Below are 14385 nucleotides of genomic sequence, written 5' to 3' on the forward strand. Positions count from 1 at the left end.
CCGGGCCCTTGGCTGCTGCGGGGACCGGGAGCTGCTAGCCCTTGATCATGTTGCGCAGCACGTACTGCAGGATGCCGCCGTTGCGGTAGTAGTCCGCCTCGCCGGGCGTATCGATGCGCACGACCGCATCGAACTCGACCTTGTCGCCGCTTTCCTTGGTGGCGGTGACGTGCACGGTCCGCGGAGTGCTCCCGTTGTTGAGCTCCTCGATGCCGGAGATGTCATACGTCTCGGTGCCGTCGAGTCCGAGCGACTTGGAGCTCTCGCCCTCGGGGAACTGCAGCGGGATGACGCCCATGCCGATGAGGTTGGAGCGGTGGATGCGCTCGAACGACTCGACGATGACCGCCTTGACGCCCAGCAGGCGCGTGCCCTTGGCCGCCCAGTCGCGCGACGAGCCCGAGCCGTACTCCTTGCCGCCGATGACGACGAGGGGGATGCCCGCCTCCTGGTAGTTCATCGATGCGTCGTAGATGAACGCCTGGGGGCCGCCCTCCTGGGTGAAGTCGCGGGTGTAGCCACCGGAGACATCATCGAGGAGCTGGTTCTTCAGGCGGATGTTGGCGAAGGTGCCGCGGATCATCACCTCGTGGTTGCCACGGCGCGAGCCCAGGGAGTTGTAGTCCTTGCGCGCCACTCCGTGGCCGTCGAGGTACTGGGCCGCCGGGGTTCCCGGCTTGATCGGGCCCGCCGGGGAGATGTGGTCGGTGGTGACTGAGTCGCCGAGCAGGGCGAGCACACGGGCGCCCTTGATGTCGGAGACCGGGGTGGTCTCCATCGTCATGCCGTCGAAGTACGGGGCCTTGCGCACGTAGGTGGAGTTCTCGCCCCACTCGAAGGTGTTGCCCTCCGGGGTGGGCAGGTTGCGCCAGCGCTCGTCGCCCTTGAACACGTCAGCGTAGGAGTTGACGAACATCTCCTTGTTGATCGCGTACTTGATGGTGTCGTCGATCTCCTGCGGCGCGGGCCAGATGTCCTTCAGGAAGACATCGTTGCCGTCGGTGTCCTTGCCGAGGGAATCGGTCTCGAAGTCGAAGTCCATCGTGCCCGCGAGCGCGTAGGCGATGACCAGCGGCGGCGAGGCCAGGTAGTTCATCTTCACATCGGGCGAGATGCGGCCCTCGAAGTTGCGGTTGCCCGAGAGCACCGCGGTGACGGTCAGATCATTGTCGTTGACCGCCTTGGAGATCTCCTCGGGCAGCGGGCCGGTGTTACCGATGCAGGTGGTGCAGCCGTAGCCGCCGAGGTGGAAGCCGAGCTTCTCGAGGTACGGCCACAGGCCGGCCTTCTCGTAGTAGTCCGAAACGACCTGCGAGCCGGGTGCCATGTTGGTCTTCACCCAGGGCTTGGAAGCGAGGCCCTTCTCGACGGCGTTGCGGGCGAGCAGCGCCGCACCGATCATCACCGACGGGTTGGAGGTGTTGGTGCACGAGGTGATGCCCGCGACAGCGACGGCACCGTGGTCGAGGACGAACTCGCCGAGCTCGTCGGACTTCACGGTCACCGGCTTGGAGGGACGGCCCGTGGAACCGTTGGCGGCGGAGTCAACGCTCACCGCGCCATCATCGGCGTACGACAGGACGGCCGGGTCCGATGCCGGGAACGACTCCTCGATGGCCTCGTCGAGGTCGGTGTGCGGCGTCGCGTCGGCCTGGTGGTCGCCGTCGGTGGTGTAGTTGTGGATGTCCTTGCGGAACGCGGTCTTCGCGTCGGTCAGCGCGATGCGGTCCTGCGGGCGCTTGGGCCCGGCGATCGACGGGACGACCGTGCTGAGGTCGAGCTCGATGTACTCGGAGTACTCCGGCTCGTGGTCCGCGTCGTGCCACATGCCCTGTTCCTTGGCGTAGGCCTCGACGAGGGCGAGCTGATCGTCATCGCGACCGGTCATGCGCAGGTAGTTGATCGTCTCCTCGTCGATCGGGAAGATCGCCGCGGTGGAGCCGAACTCGGGGCTCATGTTGCCCAGCGTCGCGCGGTTCGCGAGCGGCACCTGGGCGACGCCCTGGCCGTAGAACTCGACGAACTTGCCGACCACGCCGTGCTGGCGCAGCATGTCGGTGACGGTGAGGACGACATCGGTGGCGGTGACGCCGGGGTGGATCTCGCCGGTGAGCTTGAAGCCCACCACGCGGGGGATGAGCATGGAGACGGGCTGGCCGAGCATGGCCGCCTCGGCCTCGATGCCGCCGACGCCCCAGCCGAGCACGCCGAGGCCATTGACCATGGTGGTGTGCGAGTCGGTGCCGACACAGGTGTCGGGGTAGGCCTGGCCATTGCGGACCATCACCGTGCGGGCGAGGTACTCGATGTTGACCTGGTGCACGATGCCGGTGCCGGGCGGGACGACCTTGAAGTCGTCGAACGCGCCCTGGCCCCAGCGCAGGAACTGGTAGCGCTCGCCGTTGCGCTCGTACTCGAGCTCCACGTTGCGCTCGAACGCGTCGGCGCGGCCGAAGACGTCGAGGATGACGGAGTGGTCGATGACCATCTCGGCGGGGGAGAGCGGGTTGACCTTGTCAGGATCGCCACCGAGGGCGGTGACGGCCTCGCGCATGGTGGCAAGGTCAACGACACAGGGCACGCCGGTGAAGTCCTGCATGATCACGCGGGCGGGGGTGAACTGGATCTCGACGTTCGGCTGGTCACTGGGGTCCCAGTTGGCGAGCGCGTCGATGTGGTCCTTGGTTATGTTGACCCCGTCCTCGGTGCGCAGGAGGTTCTCCGCGAGGACCTTGAGGGCGTAGGGCAGTTTTTCGGTGCCGGGAACCTGGTTGAGGCGGAAGATCTCGTAGGACTTGTCCCCAACCTCCAGTGTTCCGCGCGCTCCAAAGGAATCAATGCTGGTGCTCACGTCAGCTCCACTCGTCGATAAGTCTTCCGCCAGCTGGGCTGAGCCGGCGGGTCGCGCCATCTGCAGGGCTGCTGCACAACGCGCCATCTGAGACGATGCCAGGCCGTTGTGCGGTTCGCTGCTAGGTGGCGGAAATTAGTCTAACAGTACGGTCGTACTGTGAACCAGGCGGGTCTGTTCCGGTGCGCCTGGATCTCCTGGCCCCGGCGCGAGGCCTCTGGTCCCGGGGTTCTGCGAGTGGTGTCGAGTACCCTCACTGGGACGGTTCGGACGGGTGGAAGGATCAGGCATCACATGGGAATCGGTGCAGTGCACGCGCAGGTGCCACCAGGGCTCGATCTCGGCGCGGTGCTCGAAGGGCTGTCCGATGACAACGTCTGGGCCCCGGAAGCGGACGTCGACGCGCTGCAGGAGATTGTTGCCGAGGCGGCGGGAGAGGGCATCGACCTCAAGATCGTCGCCGTTCCCTACCACCCCGTTTATGGCAGCGGCCTGCGTGATCTCGCCAACGATATCGGAGCTGCCGACAGTGGCACCGTGCTGGCGCTGAGCCCGTTCGCGGTCGGAACCTACAGCGACGATGTTGATCGCTTCACCCTCGAGGGTGCCCAGCATGAGGTGGACCCGGGCGATCCGGTCGTCGCCGCGTCGACATTCCTCGAAGGATTGACCGATGAGGGGTTCCCGTGGACCACCGTGACCCTGGTGGTCCTGCTCTCCCTTGTGGTCGGCCTCACAGCGCTCCGTTGGTGGACGCGGCGCGGGTACTTCGCCCAGCAATAACGCGTTAGCGGGGCGGTCGCGCCCCATTCCGCCAATCCCGCGTACATATTAGGTATACGGGTGCGGTTCTATCATGCGCATCAGTGCACATGTTGATCGGATCTGAAGTTATCCGCTTGTGATACTTCAAAAATGGTCCGTTTAATCCTCAAGTGACGTACCTTCCAAGTTGTGCGCAATGGATGCATCCCTGGCCCTGCCTTCTACCGGGCTGCTTGTGGGACATCCATGGGAACGAGAAAACCTATGCGCCGCTAGCGCTGTTGTGCTATCGGTGCTTCTTCCCGGGCGCTCGCCACTGACGTTCGAGGAGGAGAAGCGCGTGCGCATTTCGCGAATACTCTGGCCCCTGGTGGCCAGCGCATCCCTGCTGCTGGCGGCCGCTCCCGTCGCCGTCGCCAACCCATTGTTCGGCAGCATCACCGGTCCCGCCCCCGCGCCGTCGAGCCCCGCGCCGCAGACTCCGCTCGCGCCACCCGAGACGCCCGCTGCGGAGAAGCCCGTGACGCCCCCGGTCGTCGAGCAGCCGCCCATCTCGCAAACCCGCGCGCAGATGGTCATCGACCGCGCGCGATCCCAGGTCGGCGTGCCCTACGCCTGGGGTGGCGGCAATATCCATGGCCCCACCAGGGGAATCCGGGACGGAGGCGTCGCGGACCGGCATGGCGACTTCAACAAGATCGGTTTCGACTGCTCGGGCCTGCTCGTGTACTCCTTCGCCGGAGCCGGGGTATTCCTGCCCCGGACCAGTGGCGACATCTTCCGGGCCGGGGCCCACGTGCCACTCGCGCAGCGCAAGCCCGGCGATGTGCTGTTCTATGGCCCCGGCGGCAGCCACCATGCCGCCCTCTATATCGGCAACGGAATGGTGATCGAATCGCCCTATTCGGGTGCCACCGTACGTATTGCACCGATCAACTGGTCCGGGATCCAGCCCGTAGCGGTGCGGTTCGTGTAGCGCGAGATTGCGGATTAATGGCGATCAGCGCATGCCAAGACCGTAAAATGTCGTGTCACTATTTCAGCTTCGATACGATTAGGTGAATCGATGATCGCGCGAGGCCGGGGGCTCCTAGCCTGGGCAGCGACATCGCACGGATCCCCGGCTGGCCCCTTGCCTGAATGCTTCCAGGATTCCGCGCGCAATACCTGACCTCGTGACGAATGGAAGCCGCGGATGCCCCGAGGATGCCCGATCAATAGTGCTGCGCGGAATACAGGAATCCTCTACCAGGCGATGCGCGTGCTGGTGGCCGCCGCGCTTCTTCTTGCGGGCCCGGCGGCAGGCACCGCGATCGCCAATCCGCCCCCGGCGCTCTCGGCGATCGAGGTCTCCGATCCGTGGTCATCGCCGGAGCGGGCCGGGCGGACCGAGGCTGTGGTCGAGCGAGCACGCGCCCAGATCGGCATCCCCTACTCCTGGGGCGGTGGCGGCGCGCACGGGCCCGGCCTCGGCGTGCGCGATGGAGGCATCGCCGACGAGCATGGCGACTTCGAGAAGATCGGCTTCGACTGCTCGGGCCTGATGGTGTATTCCTTCGCCGGGGCAGGGGTGCGACTGCCCCGCTACAGCGGCCACATGCTCCATGCGGGACCGCGGGTGCCGGTGGCGGCCGCGCAGCGCGGCGACCTGCTGTTCTGGGGCGACGGGGGGCGCGACCACGTTGCCCTGTACCTGGGTGATGGGATGGTGCTCGAGGCGCCCTATTCCGGAGGTCACGTCCGGATCGCCTCGCTCGACCGCGAGGGGCTCCTGCCGTTCGCTGTCCGCATGATCTGACGCTTCCGTGCCCAGGGCACGGGCATTCCCCCGCTGAACCTGCAATAGTGGTCGGAGTACTGGACACGCCGGGCCCCGCCCGGCACGAGCGACAACGGTGGTCAGCGACAGTGACGTTCGAGCAGACAGGCAACCCGGAGGACGGGCGCGCGCCGACCGGGGCGGATGCAGGGCCCAGCGCGGCCTCGGCACGGGAGGACGCGCAGCTCCTCGAGCGTGCCGCCCACGAGATCAAGCGGGTGATCGTCGGCCAGGACCGGCTTGTCGAGCGGCTCCTCGTCGGCATGCTCGCCAAGGGCCACGTCCTCCTCGAGGGCGTGCCCGGCGTGGCCAAGACCCTCGCGGTGTCCACGCTCTCGACCGTTATCGGTGGCAGCTTCTCGCGCGTGCAGTTCACCCCTGACCTCGTGCCCACCGACCTCATCGGTACCCGCATCTACCGCCAGGGCCGCGAGCAGTTCGACACCGAGCTCGGGCCGGTCGTGGCGAACTTCGTGCTCGCCGACGAGATCAACCGTGCCCCCGCGAAGGTGCAGTCCGCGCTGCTCGAGGTCATGGCCGAGCATCACGTCTCCATCGGTGGCAAGCGCTTCCCGGTGCCCGAGCCGTTCCTCGTGCTCGCCACCCAGAACCCCATCGAGAGCGAAGGCGTCTACCCGCTCCCCGAGGCGCAGCGCGACCGCTTCCTGTTCAAGGTGCTCGTCGACTACCCGTCGGTCGAGGAGGAACGGGAGATCGTCTACCGGATGGGCGTCACCACCCCCACGGCACGCCAGATCCTCGACCCCGAGTCCGTCCTGCGCCTGCAGCGATCGGCGAGCAATGTCTTTGTCCACCACGCGCTCATCGACTATGTCGTCCGCGTCATCACCGCCACGCGCGACCCACGATCGCTCGGGCTCGACGACGTCGCGAACTGGCTCGCCTACGGCGCATCGCCTCGTGCGACCCTCGGCATCATCGCTGCGGCCCGTGCTCTCGCGCTGATGCGCGGCCGTGACTACGTGATCCCGCAGGATGTCGTGGAGATCATTCCCGACGTGCTGCGGCACCGGCTGGTCCTCAGCTTTGATGCTCTGGCCGACGACATCACCACCGAGACGATCATCGAGCGCGTCCTGCACACCGTGGGGCTGCCCCAGGTCACCTCGCAGTCGATGCCGAGCCAGCCCGCGATGACCCAGCCCCCGTCGGCCCAGCCACCGTCGGCCCGCCAGTGAACCGGCAGCCACGAGGACTTTGATGGTTAACCCTCCCTCCGGCGAGCAGCATGGCCAGCATCCAGCGCCGCCATCGTTCGCGCGCGGCGAGCTGCGCGACCCCCGGCTCGCCGCGGCGCTGCGCACCCTGGAGCTCACCGTCAAGCGCAAGCTCGACGGCATCCTCCACGGCGAGCACCTCGGCCTCATCCCGGGCCCTGGCTCCGAGCCCGGCGACGCGCGCCCCTACGAGCCAGGCGACGATGTGCGCCAGATGGACTGGTCCGTCACCGCCCGCACCACCCATCCGCATGTGCGGCAAACCGTCGCCGACCGTGAGCTCGAGACATGGATCATCCTCGACCTCTCCGCGAGCCTCGACTTCGGCACCGTGGGCAGTGACAAGCGGGACCTCGCCGTCGCTGCTGCCGCGGCTGTCACCTACCTCACCGGCGGGGGAGCGAACCGCATCGGCGCGCTCGTCTCCAATGGCGCGACCACCACGCGCATCCCCGCTCGATCGGGCCTGCACCACCGGCAGGTCCTACTGCGGCGCATCGCGACCACCCCCCGCGCGCCCTCTGGCACCCGCGGCAGCCTCGATGCCGTCATCGACGCCCTGCGCCGCCCGCCCCGCCGCCGTGGCCTTGCCGTCGTCATCAGTGATTTCCTTGGCCCCATCGATTGGGAACGATCCCTGCGGGCCGTCTCGCACCGCCATGACTTGCTCGCCATCGAGGTCATCGACCCCCGTGACCTGTCACTGCCCGATGTCGGGCATGTCGTGCTGCAGGACCCGGAATCGGGCGAGACCCGTGAGATCGTCACCACCCGACGCATCCGGCGCGACTTCGCCCTCGCCGCCGAGCAACAACGCGCCGCGGTCGAGACCGCCCTGCGCCGCTGTGGCTGCCCGCGCCTGACCCTGCGCACCGATAGTGACTGGATCGCCGACATCGTGCGCTTCGTCGCCGCTCGCCGCTACCAGTTCTCCGCGCCCGCCGCCGGTGCCGCCCGTCGCCGGCCTGGAGGTTCACTGTGAGCCTCACCGGATTCACCAGCCCCTGGTGGCTGCTCTTCCTGCTGGTCATCGCCGCCCTGGTCGTCGGCTACCTGATCGCGCTGCGCGCCCGCGAGCGCAACATCATGAAGTTCACCAACCTCGCGCTGCTCAATACCGTCGCGCCCCGGCGGCCCCACGCCGAACGACATATCCCCGCCGTGCTCATGCTCGTCGGTCTCGCGCTGCTCACCGTCGCGCTGGCCTCGCCGACGAAGGAGCAGCGCGTCCCCCGCGACCGGGCCACCGTGATCCTCGCCATCGATACATCCCTGTCGATGGAGGCCACCGATGTCACGCCGTCCAGACTCGTCGCCGCGCAGGAAGCCGCCGTCGATTTCGCCGAGGGCCTGCCCGAGGGGCTCAATCTCGGACTCGTCAGCTACGCCGGAACGGCGTCGGTGCTCGTCCCGCCCACCACTGACCGAGCACCGGTGACCAGCGCGATCAACCGGCTCGAGCTTTCCGAGCGCACCGCCACCGGGGAAGCGATATTCACCTCGCTGCAAGCCATCGAGAGCATCGCTGCGATCATCCCCGGCGAGGACGAGCCACCCCCGGCGCATATCGTGCTGATCTCCGACGGCAAGCAAACCGTTCCCGCCGACCTTGACGCGCCCCGCGGCGCCTTCACCGCGGCACGGTTGTCCGGGGAGCGCGACATCCCCGTCTCGACCATCTCCTTCGGCACCATGATCGGATCTGTCGTCATCGAGGACCAGGTCATCCCCGTGCCCGTGGACGAGGCATCGATGCGCGACATCGCCGCGATCAGTGGGGGCGAGTTCTACGCCGCGGCGTCGCAGGAGGAGCTGGCCGCGGTCTACGAGACGCTTGAATCCCAGATCGGCTACGAGATCCGGCGCGGTGACGCCAGCCAGCCCTGGTTGATCCTCGGCACCATCTTCATCGCCATCGCCGGTGGCATCGCGCTCGTCGTCAGTCGCCGCATCCCCTGAGCCCTAGGCGGCACGGGCCGGCGGAGGCCGGGACCAGTGCTAGGCGTCGTCAAGAATGTTCGCGGGACCAGTCGACCAAGCAGCCTCACCAGGCCCGGACACGACGGTCAACAGGTTCCCGATCGAGACTGCCACCGCAGCGCGCGACCATTCGAGCGACGAAGCCTCTCCGGAGCTCGCTTGGCGCCCTGCTTCGCTGTCCGCGCTGCTGCCACCAGGGAGTATGCGCAATGACAGGTCCGGACCGACGTCCAGCGGAACGGCAAGCTCACCGCAGTTCGTGCACTCGCTGCTCACCAGCGCGTTGACACGCGAGACACCACGAACCAGGTCGAACCGCGCATCGAGCTTGCGCACCGAGACCATTGTCGCGTCGAATGCCCCGGAAGCATCGGGAGCCGATCCGAGGACCGTCACGCACCCGTCGAGGAATGGATTGACCCGATCCAGCACCGGCATCGCCGCCCGCACCGCGCCCTCATCGAGCCCGACCGACACCATGAGCTCATCGAACGCCTCGCTCATCGAGACGGGCTGGACCTCGTAGGCCCAGAAATCCCTGCGAGACGGCACCTCCTGCCGCACGACGCGGAGGATACGATGCGGATCAAGCAGGGTCGGCGCCGTGCTGGATCCACCGGGCAAGTCCAGGACATCGCCCGCCCGGGCAAGGCCGCCTGGCCGCAAGCCCGCGATCTCATCTGGTCGCCACGCCCGCAAGGGAGCGTCCGCGAGCACATACGTCATGCCGTCCACCCTCAGCACCCGCGGGGGCCCACCAAGCGATCCGCCAGCGTTAACGACCACCCCATTGCTCGTGCCGACACGCATCGACACAGACAGCAGGCCGGGCAACGCCTGCTCCCGGACAGGCACGCATTCCCTCGCCGCGCCCGCCCCCATCGCGATGATCGTGGTCGTCAGGAGCAGCAGCACGATCGCGCCGATCACCTCGCCGCTCCTGCGCGCCAACCCTGCTGCGGGGGATCGCTGTGACCGATCCATGACCCACCAGCTTCCTCACGAGCCCGAACCAACTATGCCTTCATTCTCGACCCCGGCACCGACAAGAATCGTGAGCAGCGCGATGCGCGAATTCGCGTGCCGGCGGCACGCGCGCGCGGGCGAGGGGATAGGTTGGCAGGCATGTCTAGTGATTCATCTTCGGGTTTTGTCGCGCGCTCGGTTCTTGTCACGGGGGGCAATCGCGGCATCGGGCTGGCGATCGCGCGCCGCCTGCAAGCCGACGGCCACAAGGTTGCCGTGACGCATCGCGGCTCGGGCGTGCCCGACGGCCTGTTCGGGGTGCAGTGCGATGTGACGGACACGGCATCGGTGGACGCGGCGTTCACGGAGGTCGAGCAGCACCAGGGGCCAGTGGAAGTGCTCGTGGCCAACGCCGGCATCACCGACGACACGTTGCTGATGCGGATGAGCGACGAGCAGTTCGAGCGCGTCATCAACGCGAACCTGACCGGTGCGTTCCGGGTCGCCAAGCGAGCGACGCGGTCGATGCTGCGGGCTAGGTTCGGCCGATTCATCTTCCTCGGCTCGGTGGTAGGGCTCGCCGGTGGTCCCGGCCAGGTGAACTACGCCGCGTCGAAGGCGGGAGTCGTCGGCATAGCACGATCGCTCACGCGCGAGCTCGGCTCGCGCAGCATCACCGCGAACGTCGTGGCGCCGGGATTCATCGAGACAGACATGACCGCTGAACTCGCCGACGACCACAAGAAGATGATCACGGGAGCGGTGCCGCTGGCCCGCGCGGGGCAGCCCGAGGAAGTCGCTGGCGTCGTGAGCTGGCTCGCCTCCGACGATGCGCGCTACGTCTCGGGCGCAGTGATCCCCGTCGACGGTGGACTCGGCATGGGGCACTGAGCCAGCCCGACCGCACGGGCTCCCCGGCCCGGCAACCATTCTTTATCCCTACCTGGAGGTACACATGAGCGGTCTGCTCGCAGGCAAGCGCCTACTCATCACCGGTGTGATCACCGATTCTTCGATCGCGTTCCACGTCGCGAAGGCGGCGCAGGAGCAGGGCGCGGAGGTGATCCTGACCGGGTTCGCGCGGATGCGGCTGATCGAGCGCATCGCGCAGCGCTTGCCCAAGCCCGCGCCGGTCATCGAGCTCGATGTGCAGAACGAGGAGCATCTCGCGACGCTGGCCGACCGCGTGCGCGAGCATGTCGACGGCCTCGACGGCGTGGTGCATTCCATCGGTTTCGCGCCCCCGTCCTGCCTGGGCAGCCCCTTCCTCGATGCCCCGTGGAAGGACGTCGCCGTCGCCACGGAGGTATCCGCCTACTCCTACGCATCGCTCGCGAAGGCCGTGCAGCCGCTCATGTCGCCCGGAGGCTCCATCGTGGGCATGGACTTCGACCCGCGCAACGCGATGCCGTTCTACAACTGGATGGGCGTGGCCAAGGCGGCGCTCGAATCGATCAACCGCTACGTCGCGCGCGAGCTCGGTCCCCAGGGCATCCGCTCCAACCTCGTGGCGGCAGGCCCGGTCCGCACGCTCGCCGCGAAGGCCATCGCCGGCACCGCCACGGGAGTGGGGGAGGAGATCCGGCAGATCAACGAGAAGTGGGACGAGCGCGCCCCTCTCGGCTGGGATGCCGACGACCCCACCCCTGTCGCGCAGACCGTGTGCGCAGTGCTGTCGGACTGGCTGCCCAAGACCACCGGCACCGTGATCTACGTCGATGGTGGCGCGAGCACCCAGGCTTTCTGATACTGGTGGGCATGGATGAATCCTCCGCGGGGCCCTTCGATGCCTTGCTCTACCTCTCCTTCGGCGGGCCCGAGAAGCCTGCGGACGTGCGACCGTTCCTCGAGAACGTGACCCGCGGCCGCAACGTGCCCCCGGAGCGCCTCGACGAGGTGGAGCAGCACTACCTGCACTTCGGGGGCATCTCGCCGATCAACGCGCTCAACCGCGACATCATCGCCAGGGTGGAGCGCGAGCTCAAGCGGCGCGGCCACGATCTGCCGGTGTACTTCGGCAACCGCAACTGGCACCCCATGGCCGAGGACGCCGTGGCCCGCATGGTCGAGGACGGGGTGCGGCGGGCGCTGGTCTTCCCAACCTCGGCATGGGGCGGCTACTCCGGCTGCCGGCAGTACCACGAGGACATCGCACGAGCCCTCGCCGCCGCTGGCCCCGGGATCGAACTGGTCAAGCTGCGGCACTACTACGACCACCCCCTGCTCGTCGACGCGTTCGCCGATGCCATCCGCGCCGCCCGCGACGAGCTGCCCGCCGGGCTGGGGGAGACGGCTCGGCTGGTGTTCACCGCACACTCGGTGCCCGAGAGCGCCGACGCTGCCGCGGGCCTGCCAGAAGAAGGTGGACACCTCTACAGCCGGCAGGTCCACGAGGCTGCCGCGCTATGCGCCGGGGCGGTTGGCCGCAACGAGTTCGACGTGGTGTGGCAATCCCGGTCAGGGCCCGCCCGCATCCCCTGGCTCGAGCCCGACATCTGCGACCACATCGAGGCACTCGCCAAGGCCGGCGAGACCGCCGTCATCGTCTGCCCCGTCGGGTTCGTCTCCGACCACCTCGAGGTCGTGTGGGACCTCGACACCGAGGCCCGCGAGACCGCCGACAAGCTTGGCATCGCCCTCGCCCGCGCCGCCACACCCGGCACCGACGAGCGATTCACCACCATGATCGCCGACCTCATCGACGAGGCGCTGAGCGGTCGAGCGCCAACCCGCTGCGGCGGCGCCCCCCTGCGCGGCTCCAGCACCAACGGCGCACCCTGCGCGGTGGGCTGCTGCGAGATGCCTGCGCGGCCGGTGCGGGGCTCTGGCTCTGGCTCTGGCGGGTAGGACTGCGCTCCGGCTCAGTGCCGCCCTCTTTGCCGCCCCGCCCCGCCGGTTGTGTGCACGTTTGCACCCTCCCGAGCGCGGAATGGGGTGCAAAACTGCACACTTCCGGCGGTGGGGCGGCGGTGTGGCCCACGGAACCTACCCCGGCGGTGGGGCCCACGGAACCTACCCCGGCGGTGGGGCCCACGGAACCTACCCCCGCGGCGGTGCCACGCACGCGGTGAATGCCGCGATCCGGGCCTGTCGCACAGTATCGAGGAGGGGGCGCAGCACCTCGTCGCGGTGCGAGATGCCCGTCGCCGAAAGTGATTGCAGGGCGCCATGCTCGCCGGCGACGCGAAGGATCGCATCGACCTCGTTGGCGGTATCGAGCACTCGGGCCGCGCGCGGGGGGATGGCATCCGGGAAGCGGTGCATGGTCAGGTCCGCTAGCGCCTCGACGATGAGCGGGCGGACCTCCCGTGGCCCGGCGAGATCGGTGAACTGCAAGGTGGCCAGCGCCGCCGCTGCGTCACGAGTGGCCTGGCGCAGCAAGTACTCGGCCTCGCCGAGAGGCATCGCGTCCGCGTGGGGCAACCCGGCGGCAAGGGGATAGACCGTCCACGTGAGGGCCTCGTCCCCGGCCTCGGCAGGCACTAGCCCGAACGCGCCGCCCGCCGAGTCGATGAGGACGGCCTCCCCGGCTTCAAGCGCGGCAGCCGCGAGGTCTCCACCAGCGGGGATGCCTCGAACATCGCCAGGAACCGGCAGCGCCACGGTGAAGCGCCCGCCAACGGTGCGCATCATTCGCAAGAGATGCACCACCGAGCCATCGGACTCGTCGAACCACTTCTCGGCGACGGGAGCCCCCGGAATCCGCTCGCCCGCGACGAGCTCGCCAGCGGTGACGAAATGCAGCGGTGCCCACAGGTGCAGCGCATCCACGACATCATCGGGCGCGGCGCTACCGGCGAGCCAGTGCGACGCCCAGACGGCGAGTGAAGCGCTGGGGGAGGACATGACAAACCAGCATAGTTCGGCGTGGCAGCCTCCACCATTTCCCGCCAGGCCGCTACCGTGTGGCCTCGTGGTGGACAACAGATACGCGGGAGACATCCTGGGCGGCCACGCGCGCCGGAAGAAGCCTGATTACCCCACGATGCCTGCCGAGAAGGGCTTGGTCGTCGAGGATCCGGTAACGGGATACTGCGGCGCCATCGTCGCGCTCGAGCGCACTTACGATGGTGACTTCGTGCGTCTCGAGGATGCGGCCCGCTGCACGCGGCTGTTCCGGATGCGCGAGGGCGGGTTCCTGTTCGAGGGTCGGCGCGTCACCCTCACGCGGCCCGTCGCGACGAGTCCAGCGGGGCCGCGCCGCACAGCTTCGGGTTCGGTGCGGGTGGAGAATGCCCGGGCCCGGACGGCGCGAGCGAGCCGGATCTGGGTCGAGGGCGTGCACGACGCCGAGCTCGTCGAGAAGGTCTGGGGCCACGATCTGCGCATCGAGGGTGTCGTCGTCGAGCCGCTGAGCGGCCTGGACAACCTTGGTGAGAGGCTCGCGGAGTTCGGACCCGGCCCGGAACGCAAGGTCGGTGTGCTCGTCGACCATCTGGTGTCCGGGTCGAAGGAAGCTCGGCTGACCCAGAACCTCGGACCGCACGTCATGGTCACTGGGCATCCTTTCGTCGATATCTGGCAAGCGGTGCGGCCGCGCGCGGTCGGCATCAAGGAATGGCCGGTGATCCCGATGGGGCAGGACTGGAAGACCGGGATCTGCGACTCCCTTGGCTGGGGGACGCCGCAGGACGGCTGGATCCACGTGCGTTCCTCGGTCAGCTCGTTCCGTGATCTGGAGTCCGATCTGATCGGGGCCGTCGAGCGGCTCGTCGACTTCGTCACCGATACCGGCGACTAGGCTGCCACTCGCGTGTCCTCCACCC

Annotated in this window: 13 protein-coding genes; 10 read left to right on the plus strand and 3 right to left on the minus strand. The window is 68.0% G+C overall.

The features are described from left to right. Window positions 1–34: 34 nt before the first annotated feature. A complete protein-coding gene (gene acnA / locus QC765_RS03705) occupies window positions 35–2851 on the minus strand; it encodes an aconitate hydratase AcnA (RefSeq protein WP_278313056.1) in 2817 nt (938 codons plus the stop codon). 294 nt (window positions 2852–3145) lie between these two features. On the opposite strand from acnA, the gene QC765_RS03710 reads away from it, so the two are divergent. From QC765_RS03710 to QC765_RS03735, 6 genes are all read left to right on the plus strand, one after another. Next, a complete protein-coding gene (locus QC765_RS03710) occupies window positions 3146–3634 on the plus strand; it encodes an Rv1476 family membrane protein (protein ID WP_278313057.1) in 489 nt (162 codons plus the stop codon). 352 nt (window positions 3635–3986) lie between these two features. Further along, window positions 3987–4592 carry an NlpC/P60 family protein gene (locus tag QC765_RS03715; RefSeq protein ID WP_278313058.1) on the plus strand — a complete coding sequence of 202 codons (606 nt, stop codon included), beginning with the start codon at window positions 3987–3989 and terminating at the stop codon, window positions 4590–4592. A gap of 219 nt (window positions 4593–4811) precedes the next feature. Further along, complete coding sequence (locus tag QC765_RS03720; RefSeq protein ID WP_278313059.1) at window positions 4812–5414, plus strand: C40 family peptidase; 603 nt, start codon at window positions 4812–4814, stop codon at window positions 5412–5414. A 110-nt stretch (window positions 5415–5524) separates the two neighbouring features. Beyond that, entirely contained in the window at window positions 5525–6634 is a 1110-nt protein-coding gene (locus tag QC765_RS03725; RefSeq protein ID WP_278313139.1) for an AAA family ATPase, read from the plus strand. A 22-nt stretch (window positions 6635–6656) separates the two neighbouring features. Beyond that, on the plus strand, window positions 6657–7655 hold the full coding sequence (locus tag QC765_RS03730; RefSeq protein ID WP_278313060.1) for a DUF58 domain-containing protein: 999 nt from the start codon (window positions 6657–6659) through the stop codon (window positions 7653–7655). After that, entirely contained in the window at window positions 7652–8632 is a 981-nt protein-coding gene (locus QC765_RS03735) for a VWA domain-containing protein (protein ID WP_278313061.1), read from the plus strand. The genes QC765_RS03730 and QC765_RS03735 overlap by 4 nt, the downstream gene beginning before the upstream one ends. Window positions 8633–8671: 39 nt before the next feature. On the opposite strand, the gene QC765_RS03740 is transcribed toward QC765_RS03735, so the two are convergent. Next, window positions 8672–9637, minus strand: a complete 966-nt coding sequence (locus tag QC765_RS03740; protein ID WP_278313062.1) for a hypothetical protein — start codon at window positions 9635–9637, stop codon at window positions 8672–8674. A 141-nt stretch (window positions 9638–9778) separates the two neighbouring features. On the opposite strand from QC765_RS03740, the gene fabG1 reads away from it, so the two are divergent. The 3 genes from fabG1 to QC765_RS03755 all read left to right on the plus strand — a co-directional run bounded on the left by fabG1 (window position 9779) and on the right by QC765_RS03755 (window position 12466). Next, window positions 9779–10510, plus strand: a complete 732-nt coding sequence (fabG1, locus tag QC765_RS03745) for a 3-oxoacyl-ACP reductase FabG1 (RefSeq protein ID WP_278313063.1) — start codon at window positions 9779–9781, stop codon at window positions 10508–10510. Between the two features lie 64 nt (window positions 10511–10574). Then, window positions 10575–11366, plus strand: a complete 792-nt coding sequence (gene inhA, locus QC765_RS03750; RefSeq protein ID WP_278313064.1) for an NADH-dependent enoyl-ACP reductase InhA — start codon at window positions 10575–10577, stop codon at window positions 11364–11366. An 11-nt stretch (window positions 11367–11377) separates the two neighbouring features. Further along, window positions 11378–12466: a ferrochelatase gene (locus QC765_RS03755; protein ID WP_278313065.1), complete on the plus strand. Its 1089-nt coding sequence runs from the start codon at window positions 11378–11380 to the stop codon at window positions 12464–12466. 192 nt (window positions 12467–12658) lie between these two features. Here QC765_RS03755 and QC765_RS03760 read toward each other — a convergent pair whose 3' ends face one another. Next, window positions 12659–13465, minus strand: coding sequence for an Rv1486c family protein (locus tag QC765_RS03760; RefSeq protein ID WP_278313066.1), 807 nt, complete (start codon window positions 13463–13465; stop codon window positions 12659–12661). Window positions 13466–13604: 139 nt separating this feature from the next. Here QC765_RS03760 and QC765_RS03765 point away from each other — a divergent pair, with 139 nt between their 5' ends. Next, a complete protein-coding gene (locus QC765_RS03765) occupies window positions 13605–14360 on the plus strand; it encodes a DUF3097 domain-containing protein (protein WP_373876664.1) in 756 nt (251 codons plus the stop codon). Window positions 14361–14385 lie beyond the last annotated feature (25 nt).

It is taken from the genome of Hoyosella levis, assembly GCF_026008515.1.
Taxonomy (GTDB): domain Bacteria; phylum Actinomycetota; class Actinomycetes; order Mycobacteriales; family Mycobacteriaceae; genus Lolliginicoccus; species Lolliginicoccus levis.

Excerpts from the sequence above, each read along its gene's own strand:
- QC765_RS03710 (WP_278313057.1), top strand. The coding sequence starts at position 3,146 with ATGGGAATCGGTGCAGTGCACGCGCAGGTGCCACCAGGGCTCGATCTC.
- QC765_RS03720 (WP_278313059.1), top strand. The coding sequence starts at position 4,812 with ATGCCCCGAGGATGCCCGATCAATAGTGCTGCGCGGAATACAGGAATC.
- QC765_RS03730 (WP_278313060.1), top strand. The coding sequence starts at position 6,657 with ATGGTTAACCCTCCCTCCGGCGAGCAGCATGGCCAGCATCCAGCGCCG.
- QC765_RS03740 (WP_278313062.1), bottom strand. The coding sequence starts at position 9,637 with ATGGATCGGTCACAGCGATCCCCCGCAGCAGGGTTGGCGCGCAGGAGC.
- fabG1 (WP_278313063.1), top strand. The coding sequence starts at position 9,779 with ATGTCTAGTGATTCATCTTCGGGTTTTGTCGCGCGCTCGGTTCTTGTC.
- inhA (WP_278313064.1), top strand. The coding sequence starts at position 10,575 with ATGAGCGGTCTGCTCGCAGGCAAGCGCCTACTCATCACCGGTGTGATC.
- QC765_RS03755 (WP_278313065.1), top strand. The coding sequence starts at position 11,378 with ATGGATGAATCCTCCGCGGGGCCCTTCGATGCCTTGCTCTACCTCTCC.
- QC765_RS03760 (WP_278313066.1), bottom strand. The coding sequence starts at position 13,465 with ATGTCCTCCCCCAGCGCTTCACTCGCCGTCTGGGCGTCGCACTGGCTC.
- QC765_RS03765 (WP_373876664.1), top strand. The coding sequence starts at position 13,605 with ATGCCTGCCGAGAAGGGCTTGGTCGTCGAGGATCCGGTAACGGGATAC.